At 59.2% G+C, this 23,700-nt stretch carries 17 protein-coding genes and 4 pseudogenes; 11 read left to right on the top strand and 10 right to left on the bottom strand.

Features of this window, described 5'->3' with window-relative positions:
- Positions 1-1,455 precede the first annotated feature (1,455 nt).
- Positions 1,456-1,632, top strand: a complete 177-nt coding sequence (locus GA0061099_RS41600) for a hypothetical protein (protein WP_158644909.1) — start codon at positions 1,456-1,458, stop codon at positions 1,630-1,632.
- Between the two features lie 1,071 nt (positions 1,633-2,703).
- Positions 2,704-2,874 carry a hypothetical protein gene (locus tag GA0061099_RS41595; RefSeq protein ID WP_157786056.1) on the top strand — a complete coding sequence of 57 codons (171 nt, stop codon included), beginning with the start codon at positions 2,704-2,706 and terminating at the stop codon, positions 2,872-2,874.
- A 998-nt stretch (positions 2,875-3,872) separates the two neighbouring features.
- Here GA0061099_RS41595 and GA0061099_RS43205 read toward each other — a convergent pair.
- From GA0061099_RS43205 to GA0061099_RS35370, 3 genes are all read right to left on the bottom strand, one after another.
- Positions 3,873-3,944, bottom strand: coding sequence for a DUF3606 domain-containing protein (locus GA0061099_RS43205; RefSeq protein ID WP_074448345.1), 72 nt, complete (start codon positions 3,942-3,944; stop codon positions 3,873-3,875).
- A 236-nt stretch (positions 3,945-4,180) separates the two neighbouring features.
- Positions 4,181-5,278, bottom strand: coding sequence for a relaxase/mobilization nuclease domain-containing protein (locus tag GA0061099_RS35375; RefSeq protein WP_036031318.1), 1,098 nt, complete (start codon positions 5,276-5,278; stop codon positions 4,181-4,183).
- A complete protein-coding gene (locus tag GA0061099_RS35370) occupies positions 5,275-5,628 on the bottom strand; it encodes a plasmid mobilization protein (protein WP_420886581.1) in 354 nt (117 codons plus the stop codon). The genes GA0061099_RS35375 and GA0061099_RS35370 overlap by 4 nt, the downstream gene beginning before the upstream one ends.
- Positions 5,629-5,816: 188 nt before the next feature.
- Here GA0061099_RS35370 and GA0061099_RS35365 point away from each other — a divergent pair, with 188 nt between their 5' ends.
- Both GA0061099_RS35365 and phnF read left to right on the top strand, forming a co-directional pair.
- On the top strand, positions 5,817-7,316 hold the full coding sequence (locus GA0061099_RS35365; RefSeq protein WP_036031321.1) for an alkaline phosphatase family protein: 1,500 nt from the start codon (positions 5,817-5,819) through the stop codon (positions 7,314-7,316).
- Positions 7,317-7,335: 19 nt separating this feature from the next.
- Positions 7,336-7,905 carry a phosphonate metabolism transcriptional regulator PhnF gene (phnF, locus tag GA0061099_RS35360; protein WP_036031323.1) on the top strand — a complete coding sequence of 190 codons (570 nt, stop codon included), beginning with the start codon at positions 7,336-7,338 and terminating at the stop codon, positions 7,903-7,905.
- Positions 7,906-8,407: 502 nt separating this feature from the next.
- On the opposite strand, the gene GA0061099_RS35355 is transcribed toward phnF, so the two are convergent.
- Positions 8,408-9,181: a phosphocholine cytidylyltransferase family protein gene (locus GA0061099_RS35355; protein WP_036031326.1), complete on the bottom strand. Its 774-nt coding sequence runs from the start codon at positions 9,179-9,181 to the stop codon at positions 8,408-8,410.
- Positions 9,182-9,505: 324 nt separating this feature from the next.
- Complete coding sequence (gene aepX, locus GA0061099_RS35350; RefSeq protein WP_036031328.1) at positions 9,506-10,363, bottom strand: phosphoenolpyruvate mutase; 858 nt, start codon at positions 10,361-10,363, stop codon at positions 9,506-9,508.
- Between the two features lie 619 nt (positions 10,364-10,982).
- Here aepX and GA0061099_RS43200 point away from each other — a divergent pair.
- The 5 genes and pseudogenes from GA0061099_RS43200 to GA0061099_RS35325 form a co-directional block, all read left to right on the top strand.
- Positions 10,983-11,144: pseudogene (locus GA0061099_RS43200) on the top strand (helix-turn-helix domain-containing protein); the annotation flags it as partial.
- 1,046 nt (positions 11,145-12,190) lie between these two features.
- Entirely contained in the window at positions 12,191-12,547 is a 357-nt protein-coding gene (locus tag GA0061099_RS35340; RefSeq protein WP_141697738.1) for a hypothetical protein, read from the top strand.
- 495 nt (positions 12,548-13,042) lie between these two features.
- Positions 13,043-13,360 carry a hypothetical protein gene (locus tag GA0061099_RS40680; RefSeq protein WP_141697737.1) on the top strand — a complete coding sequence of 106 codons (318 nt, stop codon included), beginning with the start codon at positions 13,043-13,045 and terminating at the stop codon, positions 13,358-13,360.
- 107 nt (positions 13,361-13,467) lie between these two features.
- A complete protein-coding gene (locus GA0061099_RS35335) occupies positions 13,468-15,594 on the top strand; it encodes a prolyl oligopeptidase family serine peptidase (protein ID WP_036031335.1) in 2,127 nt (708 codons plus the stop codon).
- Between the two features lie 1,036 nt (positions 15,595-16,630).
- A pseudogene (locus tag GA0061099_RS35325) lies at positions 16,631-17,845 on the top strand (IS701 family transposase).
- A 208-nt stretch (positions 17,846-18,053) separates the two neighbouring features.
- Here the strand turns inward: GA0061099_RS35325 and GA0061099_RS35320 are convergent.
- From GA0061099_RS35320 to GA0061099_RS42875, 5 genes and pseudogenes are all read right to left on the bottom strand, one after another.
- On the bottom strand, positions 18,054-20,243 hold the full coding sequence (locus GA0061099_RS35320; protein ID WP_036031342.1) for a hypothetical protein: 2,190 nt from the start codon (positions 20,241-20,243) through the stop codon (positions 18,054-18,056).
- Between the two features lie 758 nt (positions 20,244-21,001).
- Positions 21,002-21,523 carry a hypothetical protein gene (locus GA0061099_RS41900; RefSeq protein WP_193375223.1) on the bottom strand — a complete coding sequence of 174 codons (522 nt, stop codon included), beginning with the start codon at positions 21,521-21,523 and terminating at the stop codon, positions 21,002-21,004.
- 223 nt (positions 21,524-21,746) lie between these two features.
- On the bottom strand, positions 21,747-22,067 hold the full coding sequence (locus GA0061099_RS42370; protein ID WP_141697736.1) for a hypothetical protein: 321 nt from the start codon (positions 22,065-22,067) through the stop codon (positions 21,747-21,749).
- Positions 21,985-22,371, bottom strand: a pseudogene (locus GA0061099_RS42880) (GSU2403 family nucleotidyltransferase fold protein). Before GA0061099_RS42880 ends, GA0061099_RS42370 begins: the two are co-directional and overlap by 83 nt.
- 34 nt (positions 22,372-22,405) lie before the next feature.
- Positions 22,406-22,591, bottom strand: coding sequence for a GSU2403 family nucleotidyltransferase fold protein (locus tag GA0061099_RS42875; protein WP_050996261.1), 186 nt, complete (start codon positions 22,589-22,591; stop codon positions 22,406-22,408).
- A gap of 323 nt (positions 22,592-22,914) precedes the next feature.
- Between GA0061099_RS42875 and GA0061099_RS43195 the strand changes: the two are divergent.
- Positions 22,915-23,399 (top strand): annotated as a pseudogene (locus GA0061099_RS43195) (Wadjet anti-phage system protein JetA family protein).
- A 52-nt stretch (positions 23,400-23,451) separates the two neighbouring features.
- The coding region (locus GA0061099_RS35280) for a transposase (protein WP_141697735.1) at positions 23,452-23,700 on the top strand (249 nt) is incomplete at its 3' end.

Raw genomic sequence — 23,700 nt, 5'->3', positions numbered from 1 at the left:
AGCATCCGGTGAGGCTTTCAATTACCCACATCTTCGGGGTGCCCCGATAGCGATGCCGACGGCGACATCCTGCAACTTGGTCCTCGCCAAACGACGATGTTTCCTGGAGGAGGATCACGTGTGCGGGCGAGATAGCCGCCGAGCACGGCGATCTGCAAAAAGTAAGTTGCGAGCGTTCGGCGAAGGATGCGCGGTTTGGAACGCGCCGCATCGATGCGGTCGAGTGCTTCAATGTCCGCCGGGCATAGGACAGTCTCGGGTCTCGCATCCGGTTGAGCGCGGGCGGACATAGTGATCCAAAAAATGCGCCAGCTGACAACCGTAGCGAAAGCGAGAAGCGTTACCAGCCGCTCGGCCGTCTGCAATCTCGCGTCCTCAGCGCGGCAACCAAGATTTCATGATCTTGTGGAACACCTCGACCTTGCAGCGCGAGGCGTACCAGTCGAGCTTTTCGACGGCGGCTGCTAAGTCGTCGACAGGCAAATTGGTTACGAGCTTCCAGTCGATCGGGTCACGATTCGACGGTGGGTCGACCACCAAGGCATGAATATAGACGAGCGTTTGCGGCGGTTAGCGCTTTTGCTTGCTGATTGGCGGCAATGTTTTCCCCGAGGCGAATTTGATCTGCAAGAAAGCAGTTTCGCCATCTTCACCGCCAATTCGCGACCCGGTGGCGGCCGGACCAAGGGACCGCGGCAAGTTGAGCGAACACGCGATGGCCGCATTCGTCGGCGAGGCCTCCGACGCTGGTTCAGCCAGCCGATTGGCCTGAACGCGCACAAGAAACCGCGCCCGAGATCCTGCGCCAGGGAAAAGAGTTCGTAGATATCGCTTTCGCGATCGCCAATGTGCACACAGCGCTCGGGCGAGCCCAGAAGCGCGATGGACTGACGCAAATTCTCGAGCCAGCGATAACTTTCCTTGTCTCGATCGGCACGCGCGTTTGGTTCACGAGCCGCCTGAGCGCAGCTGTTGCTTTGAACTTGCTGCGGGTCCAAAACTTTACCGCGGACAGGCCGAGTCGAGTTCCGCTGGTGGTGACGACCAGACTCGAATGCGTCAACACGCCGCACAAGGTGTGGGTGGTGGGTTGTCCGGCCTTATAGCGCCCAGCATTGATGGTCTTTGTGTAGCCGATGTTGCCGGGCGACTGTAGATGAACTCGGTCGTATCCTGCAGGATCAGGACAGGCCCTTCGCGGGCTTTGAACGCGCTGCAGTCGCAGCGAAATGTCCCGCCATCACGCCGTGTTCGGTGACGCGCGGATTGTCGAAAAATCTATAGAGTGCTGCGTCCTGATGCTATCCTGAGGCCGGACATCGGTCGGCTGCCTTCAGCCGATACGGGCATTCAGTCTCAGGGCTTGCAGGACTCCATCATTGCGGGCTCAACGCGGCCCTCCCAGGGATGAGGCCACGGCAAGAAGTCCACGGGACTGTGAGCGGCGAGGCTGAGATGCATCAGAACATCACGGTCACCGTCGAGCCGTCCGCATACCTCCAAGCCGTTGTGGCTCGGGCCGAAGCGGCTTCACGCGTTCAACTCAACGGCCAGCTCGGCACGGGAATGCAGGGACTTGGCGACAATTCGGTTAAGTCCACACAAGGGCCGCCCACAGGATCACAAGAATGACGATGCTATTCCCACAAACGTGGCGCGCAGGCCTCCAGCGTGTCAGCGCAGCCATTGACGACAATATGGGCGAACCCGTTCTGGTTATGCTGGGAGGCCCAACTTTCCCGGAGAGCCTCAGCCTGACAGAGCTGCGAGGGTTATCGCAGTATTCATTGCGAAGCCCGAGACTGTGGTGATGGGCGATAAAAAGGTGCATTCGCGCGGCCATTCGCTGAGCCGCTCATAACCACAAGCGTCCCCATCTTCACTTTCGATCACAAGGCGCTGCCGTGGCCGTTGCTGCAAAGCTATCGCATCACGCTCATTCGCACCGGTGAAGCCTTCGAGGTAACAGACATCAAGTCTGACAGCGTTGCGCGTATCGAAGTCAAGGTCGTTCGGCTCGGCAGGAGCGTAGAGTGAGCAGTGTAGTCAAACTGCAATTCGCGCCTCGCACTGCGGCCGTCGAGACTGACACTCCCGATGTCCTCGCGCATGCACTCGCGAAGTTGAGGAAATGTGGCAATCAACGTCCTGCGCTTGACGGATGAGCTGCCCGAAGTCGGGTTGCCATTCCTGGCTTGGCGGCTGACGCAGGACATTCCGGCTCGCGCCATTAGGGGTCGTGATGAAATGCTGCGGCGAGCCGATGCTTGAGCGAGCGCTCGGCCTTCACAGATTGTGGCAACTGAAGCAGAGATACGGTGAGATCAGCGCACCGTTCGCGCCGCTCTGATCGTGCTCCGAGACTGACAGGCTGAGCGCCGCGCAGTCTTGGCATCCAGGCTGAGGGTCGCAACGTCGTTAGTTTTGTAAGGAATGTCAGCTTACAAAATGCGAGAAAAATCAGTGTTATATTGGATTGGTGTTGGCAGAAAAGGTTTCAGAACCCCTTTTGGAGGCGCCCAAAGCGCCGAACGTTCGAATGGCGCTGTTTTTGTGTCCGGATTTCCGTTCGACGTTCCGCATGGCGGGAGGGCAGCGATATAAGGCTTAGCTCGCCTGTCCTCTACAGGTTCTGAACCTCCCGCCGCCACGGAGGCTTCATCCAGTGTCTGCGGCGTTTCAGAAGCCTGTAGGGGAATAAAAATGGAAGCCATCCGCAACGTCTCGAATTCGAAGATCGTCTCCGACACCGCAAGCGATGCCGCTATCGTGACGCGCATCAGCCTTGATCGCGGCCCGGTAAGTGGCGCTTGGTACGAAAGTCGCTCTCGCCTGATGCGCAAACCGAACGGCAAGCTCTATTTGGTCGAATAGATGGAGCCTGGAGGGCGTGAAGTCGTAACGCCGATCAGCCGTAAGCGTGCAATAGATCGGCTGAGCGCCGATCCGGCCCGTCGTCGTGGTGCGGCTGCCGCTGATCGTAAGCGGGCCGAACGGCTTTTGTCTGCGGCCTGAACGTCTACGGCAAGCGGCCCACACGGGCCGCTTTTCATTTGTAGATTTTTCCGCGCGGGTCCTTGTCAGCTTTTGGAAAGCTAGCCCGAATACTCAGCCATTGAGCTTAGCGGCGCTTGGCAGGGACAGCGCCTCCCCGGTGTACGCGAGGGGGCTAGAGCGCCGAGTCACGTCACCGCTAATCTCAATCGCAGCGCGGGCGCGGTAGGGACAACGCCCGATTCTTATCCTGACCTGGCGCCGAGCCGCGCCCGCGTTGCTTCCGGTCACTGAGACTGATCGCCCAAGCGCCTGGCAGCAACCGGTTCTGGTAGTTGCGCCATGGGCCTTCCGGACGATACTTTCCGCCGTCAGCTTCTGCCGCTTGAGGCTGGCCATGCTGAAGTTGGCGGGGCGTGCTAGGGACAGCGCTCTACCTCCAACGCTTCGGGGCGCCGTCACGTTGCCGCTAACTTCTACCATAGGTCCAAATGGACGGTGATCATCAGCGTGACAAACCTTCGCCCGCAGAGCTGAGACGTTCGGAGCGGATACTACGAGCCGATCAGATCGCACCTCGGGGCCTCACTAAGGCCAGTGCGGCAGCCTATTGTGGCTGCTCCAAGGACGCGTTCAACACGTGGGTTAAGAAGGGCTTGGTGCCGGAGGCTATCCCCGGCACTCAGCGTTGGGATCGCAAGGCGATTGACTGGTATCTGGACCGGGCTTCCGGTCTGCCTACCGGGGAGGCCGCATCGAGCGATCCCCTCGCAGAATGGCTGGTTTCAGAACGGAAGGCTGGCAGATAGGATTGTGCGGTGCGCGTGCATGCTGATGCCGACACCAAACCGCCCTTCGAGGGCGGCGCTATTTCTCGCTCAGGTACTCTTGACCTTGGCCACCGAAGGCCCCACAGCGCGAACTGCGCCTGCTAGTTGTTGGCCGGTCACCTTTGCCGCGACTGATCAGAGCGGGACGGCAAAGCCGCTGATGGCATCTAGGCGCGATGCCGTGAATCCGAAGTAGCCCAGGGTCGCAGCCGTTCCGAGGATTAGATTACAATCCGAGTTCAACCTTAACGCTACGTTGCTACAGCGCGGCCGCAAGGATTCACACAGGTGCGGCAGCGCTATTTAAATTGCTTTGACTGACGTTTTGGTGGCGGGGAGGAACTCGCCCTCCGTGCCTAAGTTCTATGATTCCCCCGTTCGCCTCTGATCGGCTCATCGCCTCGTGTTTTGTCACGCCCCTCTGCATGAACGTCCTGTTTAACGTCTCGCCGCCGGCTACTGGCCAGCTCCGAAAGCTCGTTCTTCAGCGCATGCCGGCGAGTTTCGATACCTGGCATGTCGTCAACGAATTGCCGAACTTGGCGAGCTAACTCAACATCTGCAGGCACTCCAGATCGCTGGAGCTCGGCTGCATAGTCAAGATAACGCCGCCGGATTGCGTCCTGACGTGACTTGATCTGTTCGTCCCAAGGATGTTTGGCAGTCTTGCTACTCCTCACCTCCGAAAGCACCTCCTTCCGGGCGAGCTGATCGACATCAGGTGTGATCTTTCGCTTGCGCATGGCGAGGACTGCCCCGCGGTCGCCCTTTCGAACTCGCCCGCGGGTTCGCCGCGGCGTTGCCTCCGCCGAGATCCCGCGCAGCCGGAGTTCGCCAGCAAACCGTTCCCGCCACGCCTGCAGATCCGCCTTGCGCGGGTTGAGGCGCTTGCCGTCGTGGCCGAGGGACCGAACCGTCAAGTGCACGTGGGGATGCTTGTCGTCGAGATGCTGGACAAAGACGTAGTCGTGATTACAGCCGAACGTCTGGATGGCAAATGCCCGAGCGGAATCCTTGACAGCGACAGCATCGGTGCCAGCCGGCATCGACAGAATGATGTTGATCGAAAGCGATCCATCACGGCGGCGCTTGCCGTCGAGACTGGCATCATCTTCCCAGCGTTGCTGCAGATCTTTCAATCCGGAACGACCCGCTAGCGTCGCGCCCTGCTCTGTTTCCGCATCGAGCTCGCCGTTTCGCGTGATGTAGGCGAGGTGCGACTTCAGATGCGCCACGCTCTTTGTCCGCCCGGTGATCTTCACCATCACCTCTGGTGCTCGACGCACGATGCGCTCGAGCTTCGCACGCATCGCCGGCGTAAGGCGGCCCGGAGCCGCCTGATCGGGGATATCCCACTCGGCCCGCCCTGGGCGCCGATTGGGCGTTTCCCAGACGTACGAGATCGGCGGAAGTTCGAAGGCCAAGTCGTTCGGCCGCGGCGGACGCCGGCTCATGGCCTTCCATCCCAATAATCCGCGTTGCCATGCAGCGCACTACGCAATTGCGCGAGCTCTCTTTCGATGACCAATTTGGCCTCTCGAATCGCGGATAGATCCGGCTCAACCGCCCTGCCCTGCAGCACACTGCTGTTTGCGGCCCGCGCGATCTGGTTGATGTTGCCGCCGATCCGGTTGAGCTCGCGAACGATCGCGCGAAGCTCGCCATGCTCGTTCGGGGAATGCTGTACGGGCGACCCCAATCGCGAGCGCACCAGGGCAACAATCCAGCCGGTTCGCGTCATGCCACGCTGACGGGAGACTTCCGCGAGCTGCCGCATCTCGCTCTCGCGAAACCGCACCGTCACCTTTTCCGGCCGTCCAGGGCCAGGCGGACTCGCACAATGTTTTTCTGCGGGGGCCGTTCGAGTACTGCGAGATATAATTCACACCATGTGACACCATCATGACAAACCTAGGTACTAGGTAGCTCTGGTCAGGCAGGCTGCTACTCCCGTAGGTTGAGGCTCCGGAATCGGAGCTGGAAGGTGGCCGAATGAAATTTGTAGTTGTCGTGCTCGATGGCCTTCGTCCTGACCAGCTAGACGAAGCAGTCACGCCGAATCTCGCAGAGCTGTCCAAAATCGGCCTTCGACTTGCCCGCCATACCTCATCGTTTCCCAGTGAGACGCGGGTTTCATCGGCCGCGCTGGCCACGGGCGGACATAGCTCGGCCCATGGAATCATCGGCAACCGTTTTCTGGCAAACGGTCGGTCCATCGACGGATCTTCGCTCTCGGCGCTCCTGACGCTCGGCAGCGAACGCGGTGGCGTCCTCACCGCCACTACGATCGGCGAAGTCTTGGCGGCTCATGGTCGTGCGATGCTGACGATCGGATCTCAGTCGCAGGGCTCTTTTGGACTTTCGAGCTGGGGCAGTTGGCAGACAGGTGCGCCGGCGTTCTGGGTTCATGACCCATCAAAGTTCAGTAGCACTGCGGCCGTTCACCGCACTGCGTCATCGTTTCCACTGCTCCCTCCCGACGAGCGGCCGGCGCGTGCTACCATCGAACGTGTCGTCGATCTATTCTTTTCGTTTCTCAAGAAGGAAGCGCTTCCGGAGGTCAGCCTGCTCTGGCTTTCGGAGCCGGACATTACATATCACATGTTCGGACTTCAGCATCCTACGGCCCGTGAGGTGCTCCACGAGGTCGATCGGCAATTTGGACGCATTTTCGCTTGGTGGAGCGAGAAAGGAGAGCGTGAGGGAGTACAGCTTATTCTTGCATCCGATCACGGACACGCCGTCATTGGAGAAAAGGTCTCCGTATTGAACCACCTGCAGCGGTCGGGATTCAAAGTCGGATACGAGCTCACGCCCGACGTAGACGCCGCAATAACCGCTCAAAGGGTTGTCAACATTTGGGTCCGGGACAGAGAAGGCCATCTTCTGACAGAGATGTATCACAGCCTTTCCGAGCAGCGATGGTTTGGCGTGGCTTTCTCACGTAAGGCCGCTGATGGGTCTCCACTTGTCGCCAACACCCTCCCGCTTTCGGCTGTCATGGCCGAACACCAACGAAGCGCGGATCTGTCGTTTGTTCTCGCCGATTGCAGCGCGGCCAATCGGAACGCTCCGCCCGACGCCGTGTACTACGATGGAGCCTATCGGATCGGCGTTGGCATGCACGGCGGGCTTTCGGCGAACGAGCTGTCTTCATTATGCATCCTTGCTGAAAATGGCTTTAAAACCGGAGTTGCTGCTGTCCCAACCAGCATCGTTGACCTGGTACCGACGATCCTTTCCAGCTTGAGACTGCCGCTACCGTCGACAGTGCAGGGCCGTATCATTGATGAAGCTTTGCAAGATCGCGAGGACTCAAGCCAGTATGATGTCGAAGATGCGAGCGTCTCAGTTGCCTCTTCAGCGCGCCGGGCAACTGTCTTCCGGGAGCGTTACGGACAGCGCCTTTATCTGAGGGGAGCGGCCGTAACGCGGCTGGCGCAGCCGAAGAACGATAGACCTGACGCTAATCCGACGCAGTTGAACACCTGAACCACGGACTATTTGCCCTATGTACCAAGGAAAGCGCTGGGAATTTGTTCGATCGAACATCGAAGAAGCTATTGCGTCGAGCCGATTTCGGCCAGGCGAAAAGCTTCCGAACGACGTCGAGCTTGCTCTCAAATATGGTGTCAACCGGCACACCGTAAGATACGCCATTCGGAGACTTGAGCAGGAAGGATTGCTTCGTGTCGAGCAGGGGAGAGGCACCTTCGTTGTCGAACATCCAACAACCTATCTTCTCTCCCCTCAAACCCGGCTGACCGATAATCTCATCTCGCAAGGCCGCTTGGCACGTCGTAAGATCCTGTCTGCTGCAACGGTACCGGCAGACGAGCGGTTGGCCGGCTACCTCGACTTGCAGGCCGGTGACGATGTGCTGCGCATCGACACGCTGAGTTACCAAGACGAGATCCCGATCGTCATCGCGCATAGCTACTTTCCGGCGAAACGCACTCCAGGACTGCTGGATAAATTCTCTGGCACCAACTCGATCTCGACAGCTCTCAGGCGCATCGGAATTGACGACTACTCGCAGCAATGGGTGACGATAAGTGCGCGTCTGCCCTTCGCCCCATGAGGCGCGCCTGCTTGAAATGTCCACTTCGGCGCCGGTCTTCGTCAAAGAGGGCCTTGATTGCTCCGGCCGTGTTCCGATCAAATTTGGCGAGAATGTACTTTGCGCACCAAGAATCAGCTTCAGATTCGACTTCAAAGAGATTAGTTCCGCGGAGCAGTCGCTTGCAGGAAAGTCTCGATCCGGAAAAGCGCAAGCGAGCAAATCGAAATCATCTGTCTCCCTCAAGGTCTAGGTCTCGTCCCATTCCCGCGGTCAAAGCGGCTGGGCACAAAATGACTGTTTCGCTACCACCTCATCGCTTGGGATGTGTTTTCACATTGTATGCCGGGACGAGCGCTTGCGTTCTGCTAAGACAATGGGCGCCGCTTTGATTGCGGCCTCCGTCAAGCTTACGGTTCTTGGCCGTTCTTACCCGCCCGGCCTCAGAGGCTGCCGCGAATATCGAAGAGGCGCAGCGACAAACCTTCCGTGACCGTCTTGAACTTCACCCTGGGCGATAGGATCAAACGTAGTCGGCTTCTGCGAAGATGCGCTCGGCGGTACGCAGATCTTCCGCGTCATCGATTTCGTACCACCTGAGCCCGTCGCATCTCACCGCAGCAAGCAGCAAGCCTCGTGTTTCCACGAGATAGGAAAGAAGCTCCTCGGTGTAGGCCTGGGTAGCTCCGGCCCTGATCATATCGTCTAGGGCCGGAATGACCTCTGTCCGCAGAGTAGACGCGGACAGCCGTAACAGATTTATCGTCTTGTAGAGAGGGGGGGCACCCGCGATTAGATCTCGCGCTGTTTGCTTCAAGCGAAATTCTGAAATGAAGCCAAGATCGGACAACAGGACCGCCGATCCCTGCATCAGCTCATGGAAGGGAGCGACAGCAGCAGCGTTGGGCGCTTCAGTGATGATCAGCTGCCGCAATACATTTTCCTCGAAGAAGACGTCGCCCTCAAGAACGAAGTAATCTCCGGAAAGGAGTGCGTCACGCGCCAGCCATAGCGAATAGGCGCTCCCAGTACGGTCGTAAGCGGAGGATTCGACGTAGTCAATCGTAACACTGCCAAAGCGGCTGCCGCGGGCCTCTTTGATCGCCTCTTTGCGATACCCCACAACGATCGTTACGTGTTCCACGCCAAGACAGCCAAGATTATGTAGGGCGTTGTGCAGGATGGGGGTGCCATGGATTTGGACTAGAGGTTTTGGGCTTAGCTCCGTGAGCGGCCGTAGACGAGAGCCCACTCCAGCGGCAAGAATGAGAGCATGCTTGGGAACATTGACAGGCATTTCAATTCGCTTTCTTCATCCCACCTATCGTTCTGCAAGCATCCTGAGCGCCTCTGTTAAGTGTCAGGTGCCGCAGACTTGTGAGACCACCCCAGAGTTTGAAAGAGGCAGGCATGAATCGTGGTCGGCGTATACACTTGCATCAGCCGCTGTGTGTCCGTTCTTGAGCCGTAGGCAAAGCTGTTTTGCCATGTCGAGAGCCTCTCCAGGAGTTTACGTCGCTGACAGTTCTGTGACACTGAGTGGGACCGACGAAAGGTGAGGGGACTCATCGGCAGATTTTGAACAAAGGAAGCTTCAGGTGACAAACCCTGCTGCCATGGACTAGCGGGGCTGCAGATATTGCTTTTCGGCCACGGCGAGTTCGTCATACCTCAGGAGCTCGAAGATCTCGCTGAGCGGTGCGATCTGAGGCTCAATGCTCGCAACGCTCTCTTGAGCTGCGATACTATCGCAGGCGCGCCGCATTGCAGCTGCCGCAGCTCGCATGGAGTGGTTGGCCCAAACCACTGTGGAGATGCGCGCATCCCGATAGGCTGAGACTGGCGTTCGATAGTATGTGGTCGGAACGATCACGACAGGTAGCCGATTGCGCCACTCGGTGACGAACGAAAGTATCTCGTCCGCGGTACTCTTTCGCGAGTGAATCAAGATAGCATCGGCTCCCGCGTCGGCATAAGCGTGAGCACGCAAGATAGCTTCGTTCAATCCGTGCCCGGCGATCAGCGCCTCGATCCTGGCCACGAGAACAAGAGTTTCGGCGACTGCATCCTTTACAGCCCGCAGACGACCGGAGAATTCATCGATATCGGCGAGCGGATGCCGCTCACCAATGAGCGAGTTCAGCTTCGGGAAGCAGCTGTCCTCAAGCGAGACGCCTGCTGCGCCAGCCTGACCAAGTTTGCGTGCGAGCAGGCGAGCATTGTTGAAATTGCCGAAGCCGCCATCCCCATCAACGAGCACAGGTAGCTCTGTCGAGTCCACTATGCGCTCGACGCTCTGGACGAGCTGGCTCCATGAAGCTTCATTGGCATCACGATAGCCCAGGGAGCTGGCAATCGACAGACCAGACGCCCAGAGCCCCTTGAACCCTGACCGCTGTGCGATTGTGGCGGATAGGCCATCATGCGCTTCCATCAGAAACGAGAGCTCATCATTCGAGCAGACCTGGACATGAAGCATTTCGGCAGGCGACGGCCGGGCGCATTGATGACCTGCGGTGGGCCGAACGGCTTGTGGTTGATACTGCATGCCTAAATCCCGTAAGCCGACCTAGATTGCGACCAATGTCACTGCTCATATCGCTTCGGCGTGATGCCGCTCAATGACTAGCATTGGTAGTTTATCGGGACCGCAAAGGCTTAGCATGATCGCGATAGGAGGCACGCCGAACGCAAAGCTTTCGCTATGGATTGATTGGCCTCGCGCCTAAGGCTGGAAGAAGGGTTTTGTATGCAAATGAATGACCTTCCGTTCGCGAGCCTGGTGCTGCGGCCCCCAGCGAGAATTGCCCCCCACTCCTCGGCGTGGGAGGAGCCCTTAGTGATATCCCGCTCACATAGAGTTTGACGCAAATATCGAACAGCCACGATTATCGCAATGCTGCTGTCAGGTTGACGACATACGTCGCAAAGCCTGTCGACAGGGCTGCGGTGGGATGGCAGGAGTCGCGCGAATGGCGCGGCAATCGCCGAAGAATTTGTCCTGCCTCGCCGACAGTTTGCTGGCGCCACTGAGTGGTATGGCATCTGCTGATGCTTTCCTGTTCTCTGGACTACAGGAGAAATTCATGGCGGATAGGCAAGAGGTTGTGCTGTCGGAACGGGAAAGACAGTGTTTGCGATGGGTCGAGGAAGGGAAGTCATCCTGGGAGATCGGGGTCATCCTGAACGTGAGCCTGAATACCGTCAACTTTCATCTCAAGAATGCGATGCGAAAGCTGGAAACATCCACCCGGACTTAGTGCGTCGTCAAAGCGCGACGTCAGGGTATTATCTAAGGTAACGGCATCGGTGCCGTTGCCCCTAATGCAGATATGGCGAAGTGTAAGGCGCGACTTTGGGTTGCTCCGGCGGAATGCGAAGCAAATTACGCGCCCGCAGCTGAAGGGCGTGCTTCTATTTCGTCGCCGATCGTCACGGGGCGCCGTGGACCACCAGGCGAGGTGAGATCGCGGCGCAGAACGCTCTTGAAAGCTCGAGGATCTGTCGGATCCCTGTGTTAACGTTCTGATCGATCCATCCCCGTGCTGCGGACGCGGCGGTCGGATGCGTGTCCCAAATTGGGAGGCGATCGTAGCGGTTTAGGTACTAAAGTCGTTGTCAGCGGAAAGGCGGTGTAGACGGCCTAGGCCGGGCACGAAGACGGCAATGATAGTCCGTGAACCCATTTTCGAAAGCGTGCTGCTGTTAGACGTTGCCCCATACTCTAGCGCTCTGCGCGCTACCAAGTGCGGGCAATCCTCACGAAGCGTAGCTGGCTCTATGAGCGACCTCTTCGCTGACCTCCGATGCGAATGTTGGGGTCTTCCGATGATGTAGCGGATTCGAGATAAGCTAAACATGTTTGCGACGGAAGCCGCGATCCGGATGTCTGGAAAGGCAGGCGACTCCGAAGTCAAGCTGACTGAGTTGGACCACGACCAGAGGGCGCCATCAATGATGTGCAAAGTTGCAGTATCGTCGGCCTCGAGGAGGAGGCGAGGCGTGCAACGCGACTACAAATCGTTGCGCGATGTAGAGCTCATCTGCATTCTCCGCGAGGTGGGTGCGACAGGTGCGGAGCCATTAACGACGCACGCTCCTGCCAAGCTGGTCAAACATTCGAGTTGCAATTTCGTTCGATCGCATAGTGGGGAGCCGCCCGCATTGTTCGTGCCGCGGGCAGAGTATCAAGCCGACCACATCGGAGTATCCTCATCACGGTATGAATAGGGGCATGTAATCGAACCGCATCGTATAACCGCGCAGGGCCACACCTGACAGGGCCAAGGTTGCGGGCCGGGACAGCTTGAAGAAAGATTCTCTTAAGCGAAGTGCAGGTCCTTCCGATGCTGTTGGGTCGGGCGAGGTGGAGGACCGTCACGATGGTCAACCAGGAGCCCGAGTCCATCATCTCGGTATGGGCTGGACCAACGAGGCTCAAATCCCCTTGTATCAAGATTATGCCTCGGCGCTGACCGCCTATAACGAGATCGATCCCGCTGATGCCGCGTTGAAGGAGGCTGCCTATGGAGCCGTGATGTCGGCCTTTGACGCTTTAGCGGCCCCACTGAACCATACACAGGACATACTCTGGGATCTGCCGGCGGCGACAGCTTCACGCCATGGTCATCGCGGACAAGAGCTCGGTGCCCGAAAGGACTGACCGAACGAAAAGCATAGCACGGTGGATGACAGACTTCTGTAGCAGGACAGAGGAGCAATCCAGGTCTTTGGCGCTGACGCGGTTCTTGCGCACGGCGCAGGCCTAGGAAATCAAGGCATCATATGAGTGGTCCATCACCAGAATGGGGGCGATACAATCAACTCATGTTCTATGCCTAAACGACGCTGATGCGAGGGGGGGCGGCGCCAGTCGGCGCGCTGGTGCCCGTTGATCGCTCCGCGGCGGAAAGCGGCGCTTGCTCTTAGGCCCCAACAGCACCGTCACGGAACAGTTCGCAGCGAGGGTTGCACGAGCCTTGAACCGCCAAGAGGTGTTGCAGCGTAGGCCGTTTCTTGGGCATTTTTACTCTCCTTGTCTCGAGCGCAATTCTCCCGGCAATCAGTTAACGAACCGAGTTATCGGTGTGACTTCGCATGTTGAAGGAAAAAGCTCCTCCAACTAGGCAATGCTTGCAGCCGAGGTGTCGAGATCGCCATGCATACCACCCTTGGCATGATGTCGATCTGGCTGCTGATCAATGCGCTGATCGTTGTCCTGATGATGCCCTCGACAAGTCTGCCCGGTGACGCCAACCAGGAGAACCTCGCATGCGGAGGTAAGCAGCATCGCCGCGTCCCAGTCTTGCCACTGAAGATCGAAAAAAGCTGGCGCTGTCTCACAGGCTGTCCGCCGACAGGCTGTGATGTCCGCTTGGCAACGAATGGCGGCAACGGAACATGGCCGTGCAGCCCCCGAACGGCTGAAACTTGCGACTCCTTAGCCAGCACGCAGCTTGCAGTAAGCGGCGCATGACATAGCGCAAGCCGCGCTATGTCATGCGCTTGCACGGTTTCCGCCGCGTCTGCCTGACGCGCCAGGGCCGGCCAGCGTGGCCCGCCGATCTTACCGAGAAAAAGTCCATGAACACGCCACCACTCTTGTCCGCGGTGTTGCCTTCGATTGCTAGCGCCACGTCCACGGCGCTTTCAAAGGAGCGAACGGATGCGGCGGTGACTGACGACCAATTCCTTTGGCTCGAGGAGATGGAAGGGCCAGGCGCGTTGGCTTGGGCTCGCGGCGAGAACGAGAAGACGCTCGGGGTGCTTCAGTCAGATCCTCGCTATCGGCGCTTCTACGAACAGGCGCTCTCCATCCTGCAGGCCAAAGATCGGATCGCAGATGTTTCATTCGAAGGGGGCGGTTTGGAGCAGTTCTGGCGAGACGAGAATCAGGTGCGCGGCGTCTGGCGGCGCACCACGCGTGAGAGCGATCGTAGCCAACACCCAAAGTGGGAGACCATTCTGGACGTGGACGCCTTAGCTGCCGCCGAAAACAGAAATTGGGTCTTTCAAGGTCACAGCTGCCTTCCGCCTGAAGAGCGCCGTTGCCTGATTAGTCTTTCCGATGGCGGAAAGGATGCCGTGTCCATACGAGAGTTCGATCGCGCCGCCAAGACCTTCGTCGCGGACGGCTTTCATCTGCCCGAGGGCAAGCAGGACGTCAGCTGGGTCGATGGTGACACCCTCCTTGTTGCACGGGACTGGGGCGAGGGGACTTTGACGCAAGCCGGCTACGCTTTTGTGGTGAAGGAGCTCAAACGTGCTCAGCCGCTCAGTGAGGCTCGCGAGATCTTTCGGGGCGAGCCCACCGACGTTGGGGCGTCCCCCTTCGTGCTTCGTGACAGCGAGGGTCATATTCATGCGACCGGCGCCGCCCGCGCAATCAGCACTTTCGAGTCCGAGTATGTGGTCTTCCGCCCCGATGGGCCCATCAAGCTCAATCTGCCGAAGAAGGCCGAGATCGCCACGCTCGCGTGCGGCCGCCTGCTTGTGAAACTTGATGAGGACTGGATACCGTCCGAGGGCATCCGCTTCACGGCCGGCTCGATGATCTCGTATGACCTCGATGAATGGAAACAGGATCCGTTGCGCGCCAGACCATCGCTCGTCTTTCAGCCTGGGCCCCGGCAGGCACTGAGCGAGTTCACTCACACAAGGAACTTTTTGATTCTGACGATCCTTGAGAACGTTCAGAGTAAAGCGTTCCTCTACAAGTACGATCAGGGAGCTTGGTCGGCGACACCGATCCCGCTGCCGGAAGATACAAATGTCAGCCTGTCAGCCACTTACGATGAAGCCGACCGGGTCATATTCACCGTCTCGAGCTATCTCAGACCAACCTCAGTTTGGTCTTTTGATGCCGAACGCAAAAGCTTGGAGGAATTGAAGAAGGCACCCTCTGCCTTCGATGCGTCGAACCATGTGGTGGAGGAGCTCGAGGCCATTTCGCGTGATGGCACGTCAGTTCCCTATTTTCTGGTGCGGCCCAAAAACGCAAGGTTTGACGGCACGATCCCGACACTTCTCCATGGCTATGGCGGTTTCCAGGAGTCGCAACTGCCCTCTGATCTGGGATCGATGGGGCGGCTATGGCTCGAACAGGGCAATGCCTATGTCGTTGCGAACCTGCGCGGGGGCGGTGAGTTTGGTCCACAATGGCACCAAGCGGCCCAGGCGGCAACGAAGCAGACGACATGGGATGATTTCATTGCCGTTGCCGAGGACCTGATCCGTCGGAAGATCACTAATCCGCGCCAGCTGGGCGCGATTGGCGGCAGCCAGGGCGGCCTGCTCGTTGGCGCCGCGATCACCCAGCGTCCCGAGCTCTTCAACGCGGCGATCATCGAGGTGCCGCTATTCGACATGCTTCGATACACCAAGCTGGGCGCGGGCGCCTCCTGGATCGGCGAGTACGGTGACCCCGCCATTGCCGAGCAGCGTGCGTGGATCGAAAGCTACTCGCCATACCAGAAGCTGGTGGCGGGCAAGACCTATCCCGCTCCCTTAATTCTTACCTCCACCAAGGACGACCGCACGCATCCAGCGCACGGCCGCAAAGCTGCCGCGAAGCTCGCCGCGCTGGGCCAGCCTTACTTCTATTACGAGAACATCGACGGCGGACATAGCGCCGCGGCCAATCTCATGGAAGATGCGCGTCAACTCGCCCTTGAATACACCTATGCATCGAGGCGGCTTTGTTCTGAGTAAAGTTCGGCGGACGGGCTGATCGAAGCCGATAGACTAGAGACCATTGGTTATCTCAACTCCTCACGTTGCTCAGCTGAATTCATGGAACGCAAGGCGAGAGAGCTGATGAGGGTGGGCGGACTCGATGAAGCTCGTCAGATGCGCAAAATTACCGGTCTGAACAGCCTCGACCGCTGTCGAGCGGATTTCCTGGCGTCCCAAGCACAACATGACGAGCTGGAAGTAAGTTGCTAGATGGGATTCCTTGAGGATAGTCAATCCGCGCCATGCCTGCATTGAGCTCCCTGAGCAGCCATCTATTTCGGATGCGACCAATTGCTTATTCCTCCGCGCAGTCGCCGTCAGAGGCCGCGGCGACGCAGGAACGGCAGATCCAATCGACGCACAGCGTGACGCAGCAGTCGCCTTGGCTGCCACCCCGGCTGCGAAGCGCGCGCGGCACTTAACTCAGGTAAAGTGCTATCGTTCTCACGCAGCATAGATCCAAATCGACAGCGATTGTTGATGGGTCTGAAATGATTGTCTTTCCGCGGTGAGAAAGCGTTCGCGCAGGGTTGCACAATCTGCCAACTGCACGAGCGGGCGGTATGACCCCGACACATTTATCGCGATCGTAAAAACCTCTATTAGGACGCTACCTCATTCGCCGAACGTGAGGAGGTCGCCATATCGAGGGACGCCAAGGACCATGTTTCGCTGGACGGGATGAGCGGGGATTCCCTCCGGTCGTCATAGATTTTCAAAGAACAGAGTTGGTATTGGCAGCAGAATTCCCGATCGGTAACTTTCTGGGTTGCCCCCACCCCCGGGTTAAAGTTCCCGTTCGGTAACTTTTTGCCTCTCAACATTGGAACTGTGCCAAAATCCTGCCCGCGGCGATCCCGTCCTGGACACGGTCGTCGAGGCGGTGATTTCGCGCGCACGCGGCTACCTAGATCGCCTGAAGCAAACGGAGCCAGAGCCGAAAGGCGCAGCAGCCCTATCGTCCTAGTATTACAGTTTCTATTTTCGGTGAGTTCTGAATCCATGGGTGACCATGATACGGGATCTGATGATTGGTGGTGCGTCGGTTGAAGATACGCTGACGCTGCGGGCTTCCTCGTTGCGAGATGCCAAGCAACGCATCCGTCCGCTGTTTACGCAGGAGCGGGTGGCGGCCTCGGCGTGACGGTTTCTCGACGGACTGTTGGGTAACGAGCCGCGCAAGACGAGTTGGATGCGGGCTGAAGCTGCCGGCGATCCAGGCCCGTGGCGCCAGCAGGCGATCCTGGGGTCGGGGGCAGTGGGATGCCGACACGCTGCGCGACATTGTTGCGTGAGTACGCGCTGGAAACTTTTGCCGATGAGGACGCGGTTCTGGCTATCGATGAGACCGGGTTTTTAAACAGGGCAAGGCGTCGTGCGGCGTCGCACGCCAGTACACTGGCTCGGCGGGCAAGATCACCAATTGCCAGATCGGAGTGTTCGCCTCCTATGTGTCGCGGCATGGCCATGCCTTCATCGATCGCACGCTCTACCGGCCGAAGGAATGGACGGACGCCCCCGCTCGCCTGAAGGCACCGCATGTACCGAGCGATGTGGGCTTTGCGACCCAGCCCAAGATCGCGCGTCGAATGATCGCTCGTGCAATCGCCGCAAGGGCGCCGTTCTCGTTCGTGGCGGCGGACAGCGTGTATGGCACGGGCGAGATCGAAACCCTGCTGCGCGAGGCGGGCAAAGGCTATGTTCTGAGTGTTGCTTCCAATCACGTGTTCCGTTCCTGGGGCAAGCCGCAGCCTGTCGCCGGCACCGCCTCCGCGATCGCGCAGAACCTTCCCAAGAACGCCTGGCGCCGCCGTCAGGTGGACCAAAGGTCCGCGCTGGCACGACTGGGCCTATCTCGAGTTGGGCCGATCTCGACGTCAGTGAATACAACGACGACCTTGCCGGGGAATGGACGCGGGGTCTTCTGATCCGCCGCAACATCGCCGACGGCAGCTTGGCCTTCTTCTCCAGTTGGTGCCCCGAGGGCACCTCCATGCAGAAGCTGGTGTCGGTAGAAGGCCATCGCTCGCCCATCGAGGACAGCTTCGAAACCGCCAAGAACGAGCTCGGCCTTGATCACAACGAAAGCCGCTCCTGGCATGGCGGGCATCGCCATGTCACACTCATCATGCTGGCCTTCGCCATGATGGCCGTCATCCGTCATCGGGCCAATGCTGAGCCAGCGCTCAAAAAAAGGCGACGCCGGCGCACCAAACATCGTTCCTGATCCGCTGGTCGATCCAGGAAATCCGTCGCATCGCTATCAAGCTCGCTCAACGGCGCATCTCGATCGACCGTGTTCTCGCATGGTCGCTCTGGCGGCGAGCTCACCAGGCCGACGCTCGCCGCGCTCACCTCGGACGAAAAATGAAACTGTAATGCTAACTTAGATGAGCCCAGAGCCTCTCTTCGCGAAAAGCCTAATCAGTCTCAAATTATCTGACGTCGGACGTGCCAACTGCGTTGTTCAACAAGGACCTACAGAATGCAGGCGTGAGCTTGCCGCGGTGGATCACGACGTTTTCGTGCCCCATCGCGGCTCGCGCGCTCTGCCAGTGCCGATTGTAGCCGCGCTGTTCATTGGATTTCACATGGCAAGCGGCGAATTCGGCGTCAGCCGCCGTCGCCAACTGCCACGCATGTACCGGCCGCTTCGTATGGATGTGCACCCACATCGGATTCGCCGTCGCACCGTTGCGCAGTGCCTTGGGCCGCAGCTTAATCTCGAACAGCGTCCCCGGATCGCCGCTCAACGCGCGCGGAGGATCCGGAGGCTCCAACTCCCCGGCCGCCCGCAACCCTTCAAGGTATTTCTGCGAGGGAAAGCCGTAGCTCTTCATGCAATCGATCATGATCGCGGCTCTTTGCCTCTTCAATGAGTTTGCCTGTCCCTGCATCTCGGAATACATCGTCTTGAGCCGGACTATCTTGTCGTGCACTTCGGGCACTTGCGCGGGCGTGAGCAAGCCACTTCGACGAGGCTCCTCCAACGCGGCTACACAGGCTTCGATCTCGGCGGCCTGTCGGTGGAGGCGCTCGACGACGATATTTAGGACGTGGTCGGCGTCCTCGGGTTTCATCTGACGCGCTTGCGAGACGGCGCTTTGCTGAGCGGGCAGATCGAACTGCAAAAGTTCGTCCAATCGCTTGAGCAGTCCCGTCAGCGCTTCTCTGGAGGGCGGAGCCTGCCACATCGTCAGGTTTCCGCTCGCCGACGACGACGCCCGCGCGCGGGCCTCCTCCGCGCTCGTGAGTTTCTTTGTACCCAAATCCGAGAGTACGATAACCTTGCGTGTTGAGCCCGTGCCAGCGTCGGACCCGGCGAGCTGCGGCTCAGCGCCCCCAGCTGTCGAACTCCCCTCGCCTGCGGCCGCTGCGCGCCTGCCTTTGCCCTTCCTGCGCGCTGCAGTGCCTTCGGCCACCCCGGCAGTATGTTCCGGCAGCACAGCCCAAGCCGGCGGTTCAATCGTGGCGGGTGTCTTTGGCTGAAGTGCCAGCAGCCGCATGACTTCGTCCGCTGTAAGCCACGCACCTTCCACTATCTGGTCCAGCAATTCTAACGGAACATCGGCTCCCGCTCCGGCGTCCGTCAGGCTGGCAACCATGCCGCTCACTCCTGATGCAAATTCCGAAAGCCGCTCCATGACTCCTTCCAGAACGTCGCGGTGCTCAGCGTCAAGCGGCGCTCCGTTGCGGTTCATCACGGCCTCGGCCGTCGAGGCGAATGCCGGAACAACATCCTCGATGAAGGTCCCGAGCAGACGCACTCGCCCGTCTCCATCGATAAGGGCGTCTCTGACGGCTGGTCCCAACCTGCTCGCTAGGGAGAGCTGCGCGAGAGTGATCTGCGATTCCAGATACTTGTACTTCGTGTTGAGTGCATAGCCGGTATGCAGTCGTAGCGCGGCCTCTTCGGACTTCCGCAACTCGGGCGTGCTGCTTGGTAGGTCGGCAGTAGCCGCGCAGACGGACTGCATCCGCTCCGAGCGCAATGCCCTCTTTCTCCACCACTCCATGCAGTGCTCATAGTAGGGCTCCACGCCTGAAAGCACGCGGTTCAGCTGGTCAGGCGAAGCGGTGCGGATGATCCTGCCGAGCAGGGCTGCTGCTTTATGTCTGCTCTTCTCCAGGTCATCGAAAATCGCAGCAGCCACGGCGTTACATTCGTCGGCCGCGCCCAGCGTCTCATCGCGGAGCTGGCGAGCCCGATTGTCGGGCAGAATGCGCCGCGCCAAACCTGGGGGCAGAGCAGCGTAGTAGTCCAGAACTGCTAAGCCTGCTTTGACGACTTGATCGATCAGCTCTTGCCTCTCGGACAAGGTCCGGCCGCCCGTGGCTGCCCTACGACAAGTACTAAGGTCCTCAAGCAGGCAGTCCAACGCTCGCTTTGCTGCCTTAACCTCATCTCGTGTTGGCGCCGCCACATCCGAAGTTGGTTGCCGGTTCACGAGCGGCGCGGTTCTATCTTGAGGCCCGGAGCGCATCCGCTCCATGACGGCCTCGAAAGATTGACTGCGTTCCCCAGGGACGAGGCCGAACTCCAGGCTCGAACTGTTCGATACCCCAGTGCTGTCGGCTCCTGCAGCTCCAACGTACGATTTGCCAGCTCGGCCGATGCCCGTCATATTTTATCTCCGATAGAAGAGTCGAGAATGCGCAGCCTTCCTGGCTAAACCGCTTCGCTGACGAGTAGCTGACCAAGAGCGTTTTTCCCGATGCACATGCCCATGTCGCCTCGGGTCCACTTCCATCGCAGCTGCTGTGCTGCTGAAGACAGCGATGCCGGGATAACCGCCTCAGCTGCGGGATCATCACCTGCGGTACATGACCGTAGCCTGAAGCGCGAAATTTTCGCGAGCGCGCCGGGGGCAGCACACCGCCACTCGACAGCCTTGCATTGGGAGTTCATTTTTCTCTGGAAATTGCCCGCGATCGGCGGAGCAATAGGCGCGCGGACGTTTCGGGCGAAAATCCGTACGCGGGACATCGCGCATAATCTAGTGTCCTAAACCAGAAGTTCATGGCCTTTTAGGCCTTGGCTGACACAGTGTAGGCAGAAGCGTTCGATGGAGCTGAGAATGTCGTCAGCTGATTTGGTCATCGGAATGGGCTGGGGTCGGCGTTGTGCTGTTCGATGAAGGACGTGATCTCAGTACGTAGCTCCGCCACGCTGCGGTAGATGCCGCGCCTGATTTCGCGCTCGGTGATGAGGGCAACGAAACGTTCGAGCTGATTGAGCCAGGATGAGCTGGTTGGCGTCAGATGGACGTGCCAGCGCGGTCTTTTGGCCAGCCAGTTACGGATCAGCGGCGTCTTATGGGTTGCCTAATTGTCCTTGACGAGATGGACGTCCAGATCACCCGGCTCGGGGACTTCGATCTCATCAGAAACTTGGGGAATTCCGTGGCCCGTGGTGCCCGTAACACTTGCCGATAACCCGGCCGGTTGCGATATCGAGAGCGGCAAATAGCGATGTCGTGCCATGGCGCTTGTAGTCGTGACTGCGGCGTTCCACCTGACCAGGTCGCATGCGGAACGAGGGTCGGCTCCGATCCGGCGCCAAGATCTGCGGCTTTTCGTCGACACACAGCACGATGGCTCGCTCGGGCGGGACCACGTAGGGGCCGACGACGTCGCGAACCTTGGCGACGAAGTCAGGATGGTTTGAAAGCTTGTAGGTCTCCAACCGATGTGGCTGCAGGCCGAAGGTGCGCCATATCCGCTGTACCGTCGAGACCAACAGCCCACTGGCCCTCGCCATGCTGCGCGAGCTCCAGTGAGTGGCCTTGGGCGGTTTCGTCTCAAGGGTGCGGACGATTACTGCCTCGATCCGGGCATCTTCGATCGTGCGCGGCGTCGCTGGTCGACCCAGGAAACCCGTCGCATCGCTATCAAGCTCGCTCAACGGCGCATCTCAATCGACCGTGTTCTCGCATGGTCGCTCTGGCGGCGAGCTCACCAGACCGCGGACGCACGGCGCGCTCACCTAATGCTAGGAACAGACGCATGTGGCGACAAACCCGAGCCGCCTCACCGCTGGAAAACGTGGCTGCACATCTGCGCTCACGGCTTCCGGGGGCCGTCGCCCATGATGGGCGAGAGAGCCTCGTCGACATGTCGAATTGGCATCACGGCGTCGGCGACGCCGTCGGATTCGCAATTGAAACGCGCGCCAGAAGACCTTCCTTGCCTCCCGTAAGCCCGTACTCCTCTGCAGGCTTGCCGTCGAGTTTGGCCGCTTCGGCGACGCCCTTCGCGAGCGTGTCGAAACTGTCATCCAAAAGACGCAGGGCGCCAACACCAAGCCGTCGTCGCCATCTGGCTCCGCGTTCCCACCCTTCCATCCACGCAAAGCCTAAGTCGCTACTACGTTTGACGGCATTGAATGCTTGAATGAGCGTGCCAGCTTGGTTGATGTCTTTTTTTGACTTCTCCGCAAAGAACCACATTCCGTTTGGTCGCGATGATCAGTTTGTGGACGGCATAGCGCTCCGGGGCCGATACAAGGACCGGCACGCCGGCGTCGTGCAAGACAACAGGGCGGATGGGCTCATGGATCAGTTAGTCTAGGAGCCGCAACACCTGCGCTCCTAAGGACGGCCCCAATGGATGCATCTGCGTCAGTTTGGAGGAGTAGTCCTCGTCGCCACGGTTTGGTGTAAGGAATTCGACCTTGAAGCCGGTGGCAATGGCAAAACCGCTGAACAGCTTGGTTTCATCGGGGGAGAATGAGGGCGCAGATGTCGGATCCATCTTTTTCAGGATCTCTTCGATGTCGGGCATGCTTTCATCGATGTAGGATCGAGATGCCGTAAAATTTCGCGATGTCCATATCCTCGGTCGTCACGAGCTCGTCGGGCAGCTTGAGGCCGACTACGCCGCTGTATGTCCGATAGGCCATCGAACCGACGAGCGTGGCGCGAAGCCGGAAAAGTCCCGCGCGCGCGAGTTCGTTGACGACGATACCTTCCATGTGGGGAGGAGCAGGGTAGCCGGCCCGCCTCAACTTCGCTGCCAGCTCGCGTCGCGCGCTATAGCCAATCTTGGTGCGCTGGAAAGCTTCCGCGCGTTGGCAATCTCGGGATCATCGGTCGGACCGACATATTGAGGGTCGTCTTCGTCGGTCCCTCGCCACCGAGGGCGCGTAGGTCTTCTAGCAATAGTATTCGCGGCGGCTCGCTTCTGTTTTGAGAAAGGTCTGGTTTTCCGGAGCGGCTCGCGAGCCTCAATAAGGATCTCTCGAGCGATTCGGCGGCTTGATCGTGCAAATCCGCCTCAACGGAGGCCGTCGAAAAACTGAGGCCCGAGATCACCGACCGCAAGCGGCGCGAAGCCGCGCTCGCCGTACGCGAGGCGCGCAATCAGGCCGACCAGTTCACTAAGCGCCTGCGGGCCATACTGGCCGACCTGAAGCGCGTCCGACGGACCGTCATGGAGTCGAAAACAGTCGCTACCCGGCTGGCAACCTTTTTCGAGGATTTCGTCGAGTCCTGCTGAAGGATTTCGAGTCCATCCTCACCGTTAACCATCCGTACCGCTTCCGCGACGCCATCGTCGATCTCGCGCGGAGCTACACCCCGGAAACCATGCAGGTCCTTGCCGAGGAGTACACAGCTTCCAGCATGGCAGCCGACATCGAGGACGGTCGAATGGCCGCTGCCGACGACCTGCTGGCCATCGAAAGCATCTTCGATCAGATCGGGGAGATGTTCGACAGGATCGAGGCCTTCCGCAAGCAGCTCGAAGCCCGGGTCCGCAGCACCCTTAGGGTCTGTACCTAATTAGCGAACTCTGATTCCCTGGCAGCGGGTTGATTCCACGCGGGGGACTTCGATGCGCAAAGGACTGTTCTGGCTCAACGACAAGCAATGGGCTCTGATAGAGCCGCATCTGCCAACGAACCAGACCGGACCGGTGCGCGATGACGATCGACGCGTCATCAGCGGTATCATTCACATGCTTCAGTGCGGCGCACGCTGGCGCGATTGCCCGCCCGACTATGGTCCGTACACGACGATCTACAATCGTTTCAATCGCTGGGCCAAGCGCGGACATTGGCGGGCGATCTTTGAAGCGCTCGCC

Source organism: Bradyrhizobium yuanmingense, from assembly GCF_900094575.1.
Lineage (GTDB): Bacteria > Pseudomonadota > Alphaproteobacteria > Rhizobiales > Xanthobacteraceae > Bradyrhizobium > Bradyrhizobium yuanmingense.
The sequence above is the reverse complement of the archived record's forward strand: the minus strand, read 5'-3'. Positions and strand labels throughout refer to the sequence as shown.

Coding starts and splice junctions, on each gene's coding strand:
- phnF (WP_036031323.1), top strand. CDS start 7,336: ATGTACCAAGGAAAGCGCTGGGAATTTGTTCGATCGAACATCGAAGAA.
- GA0061099_RS35365 (WP_036031321.1), top strand. CDS start 5,817: ATGAAATTTGTAGTTGTCGTGCTCGATGGCCTTCGTCCTGACCAGCTA.
- GA0061099_RS35320 (WP_036031342.1), bottom strand. CDS start 20,243: ATGACGGGCATCGGCCGAGCTGGCAAATCGTACGTTGGAGCTGCAGGA.
- GA0061099_RS40680 (WP_141697737.1), top strand. CDS start 13,043: ATGCATACCACCCTTGGCATGATGTCGATCTGGCTGCTGATCAATGCG.
- aepX (WP_036031328.1), bottom strand. CDS start 10,363: ATGCTTCATGTCCAGGTCTGCTCGAATGATGAGCTCTCGTTTCTGATG.
- GA0061099_RS35375 (WP_036031318.1), bottom strand. CDS start 5,278: ATGAGCCGGCGTCCGCCGCGGCCGAACGACTTGGCCTTCGAACTTCCG.
- GA0061099_RS41595 (WP_157786056.1), top strand. CDS start 2,704: ATGGAAGCCATCCGCAACGTCTCGAATTCGAAGATCGTCTCCGACACC.
- GA0061099_RS35335 (WP_036031335.1), top strand. CDS start 13,468: ATGAACACGCCACCACTCTTGTCCGCGGTGTTGCCTTCGATTGCTAGC.
- GA0061099_RS35355 (WP_036031326.1), bottom strand. CDS start 9,181: ATGCCTGTCAATGTTCCCAAGCATGCTCTCATTCTTGCCGCTGGAGTG.
- GA0061099_RS42370 (WP_141697736.1), bottom strand. CDS start 22,067: ATGTGGTTCTTTGCGGAGAAGTCAAAAAAAGACATCAACCAAGCTGGC.
- GA0061099_RS41600 (WP_158644909.1), top strand. CDS start 1,456: ATGCATCAGAACATCACGGTCACCGTCGAGCCGTCCGCATACCTCCAA.
- GA0061099_RS42875 (WP_050996261.1), bottom strand. CDS start 22,591: ATGGAAGGTATCGTCGTCAACGAACTCGCGCGCGCGGGACTTTTCCGG.